Annotated in this window: 1 protein-coding gene; it reads left to right on the top strand. The window is 71.2% G+C overall.

All coding sequences use genetic code 11. The annotated features are described in order from the left end of the window. The first annotated feature begins 197 nt into the window (after window positions 1-197). The gene (alaS, locus tag DQW06_RS21915; protein WP_013154091.1) at window positions 198-2,864 is read left to right on the top strand and encodes an alanine--tRNA ligase; all 2,667 of its coding nucleotides are present in this window, start codon (window positions 198-200) and stop codon (window positions 2,862-2,864) included. The last annotated feature ends 36 nt before the right edge of the window (window positions 2,865-2,900 follow it).

Below are 2,900 nucleotides of genomic sequence, written 5' to 3'. Positions count from 1 at the left end.
CGGCGGCGATAGCCTGGGAACAACCAGGCCGCCGCCGTTGTCCTGACCAGGACGGCCCCGGCGGCCACCCGCAAACCACGCGCGCTGGCATCACGGTTCCCTCTACGATGGGCGCCTACCGACCACGCGTGACCACGGTCCCGGCAGGGACAGCCACGTCGCCCAGGGCGGCGGAGCCGAGCAGCAGGAGGGCATCAATGGAGACGGCAGAGATCGCGCGCCGCTTCCTCAGTTTCTTCGAGAAGAACGGACACACCGTCGTGCCCTCGGCAAGCCTCATCGCCGAGGACCCCACGCTGCTGCTGGTGCCCGCAGGCATGGTTCCGTTCAAGCCCTACTTCCTGGGTCAGCGCACGCCCCCCCACGACACCGCCACCAGCGTGCAGAAGTGCATCCGCACCAAGGACATCGAGGAGGTCGGCAAGACCTCCCGGCACGCCACGTTCTTCCAGATGCTGGGCAACTTCTCCTTCGGCGACTACTTCAAGGAGCGGGCGATCCCGCTGGCCTGGGAGCTGGTCACCACGCCGGTGGAGGAGGGCGGCTTCGGCATCGACCCCGAGAGGCTGTGGGTCACCGTCTACCTCGACGACGACGAGGCCGAGGCGATCTGGCGCGACAAGGTGGGCGTGCGGCCCGAGCGCATCCAGCGCATGGGCAAGGAGGAGAACTACTGGGACATGGGCGTGCCCGGTCCCTGCGGCCCCTGCTCCGAGATCTTCTACGACCGCGGTCCCGAGTACGGCGTCGACGGCGGCCCCGAGGCCGACGAGGACCGCTACATCGAGATCTGGAACCTCGTCTTCATGCAGTACGAGCGGGGCGAGGGCAGCGGCAAGGAGTACCCCATCCTCGGGGAGCTGCCCAAGAAGAACATCGACACCGGCCTGGGCCTGGAGCGCCTCGCCGCGGTCCTGCAGGGCGTCGACAACATCTACGAGACCGACATCATCGGCCGCGTCCTGCACCGCGCCGCCGAGCTCACCGGCACCCGCTACGGCGACAACCAGGAGCAGGACGTCATGCTCCGCGTGGTCGCCGACCACGTGCGCAGCGCCGTCATGCTCGTCGGCGACGGGGTGCGGCCCGGCAACGAGAAGGCCGGGTACGTCCTGCGCCGCATCCTGCGCCGCTCCATCCGCAACCTGCGCCTGCTCTCGGGCACCGAGACCGCCTTCCTGCACGAGCTGACCGAGGTCAGCATCGACGCGATGAAGGACATCTACCCCGACCTGCTGGACCGGGCCGACGTCATCCACGGTGTGATCGACACCGAGGAGCGCAACTTCGCCGAGACCCTGCGGGCGGGCACCGCGCTGTTCGGCCGCGCCGCCGAGCGCACGCGCGCCGGGGGCGGCACCGTCTTCTCCGGGACGGACGCCTTCCAGCTCCACGACACCTACGGCTTCCCCATCGACCTCACCCTGGAGATGGCGGCCGAGCAGGGCCTGTCCGTGGACGAGTCCTCCTTCCGCGAGCTCATGCAGCGCCAGAAGGACACCGCCAAGGCCGACGCCAGGTCCAAGAAGCTCGGCAACGCCGACATCTCCCTGTACGCGCGGATGCTGGAGGGCGCGGGGGAGACCGACTTCCTCGGCTACACCGAGTCCGAGAGCGAGTCGCGCGTCAAGGGCATCGTCGTGGACGGCGTCTCGGCGCCCGCGGCCCGCGCGGGGGACAAGGTCGAGATCGTCCTGGACAGCACCCCGTTCTACGCCGAGAGCGGCGGCCAGCTCGCCGACACCGGCACGCTGACCGTGGACGGCCGCGGCGTGGTGGACGTGGAGGACGTGCAGAAGCCGCTGCCCGGCCTGTTCGTGCACCGCGGCACCGTCCGCTCCGGGGAGGTGGTCCTGGACGACACCGTGCACGCGGGCATCGACACCGGCCGCCGCCACGCCATCGAGCGCTCGCACTCGGCGACCCACCTCATCCACTCGGCGCTGCGCAACGCGCTGGGCCCGTCCGCGGGCCAGGCCGGTTCGGAGAACCGCCCCGGACAGCTGCGCTTCGACTTCACCGCCGACAGCGCGCTGGGCGGCGAGCGCCTGGCCGAGGTCGAGGAGGAGGTCAACACCGTCCTGGCGGGCGACATCCCGGTCCAGACCGAGGAGAAGAGCCTGGACGAGGCGCTGAAGACGGGCGCCATGGCCATGTTCGGCGAGAAGTACGGCGACCGCGTACGCGTCGTGGAGATGAGCGACTACTCCGTCGAGCTGTGCGGCGGAACCCACGTGCCCTCCACCGCGAGGCTGGGCATCGTCAAGCTGCTCGGCGAGTCCTCCATCGGCTCGGGCGTGCGCCGCGTGGAGGCTGCGGTGGGCGTGGACGCCTTCCGACGCCTGTCCAAGGAGTCGACACTGGTCGGACAGCTGTCCGAGCAGCTCAAGACCCCGCGCGAGGAACTGCCCGAGCGCATCGACTCCATGGTCTCCCGGCTGCGCGCCGCCGAGCGGGAGATCGAGAAGCTGCGCGCGGCCCAGGTGCTCCAGGCGGCCGGTTCGATCGCGGAGGGCGCCCGCCGTCACGGCGCCGCGCTGGTGGTGGCCGCCCCCGCGCCGGAGGGAGCCAGCGGCGACGACCTGCGCAAGCTGGTGCTGGACGTGCGCGGCCGCCTCGGCGAGGACGAGCCCGCGGTCGTGGCGATGACCGCCGTGCCCAAGGACCGCCCGGTCGTGGTGATCGCGACCAACAAGGCCGCGCAGAAGGCCGGGATCAAGGCGGGCGAGCTGGTGGGCATCGCGGCCCGCGCGCTCGGCGGCGGTGGCGGCGGCAAGCCCGACATCGCCCAGGGCGGCGGAAGCGACGCCACCAAGGTGGACGAGGCCCTGCGCGCCGTCGAGGAGCGCGTGGCCAGGGGTTAGGCCGACGGCTTCGACGGGCGTGCGCGGCACCGGTGC

The organism is Nocardiopsis sp. TNDT3 (assembly GCF_003427465.1).
In the GTDB taxonomy this organism is placed as follows: Bacteria; Actinomycetota; Actinomycetes; order Streptosporangiales; family Streptosporangiaceae; genus Nocardiopsis; species Nocardiopsis dassonvillei.
The sequence above is the reverse complement of the archived record's forward strand: the minus strand, read 5'-3'. Positions and strand labels throughout refer to the sequence as shown.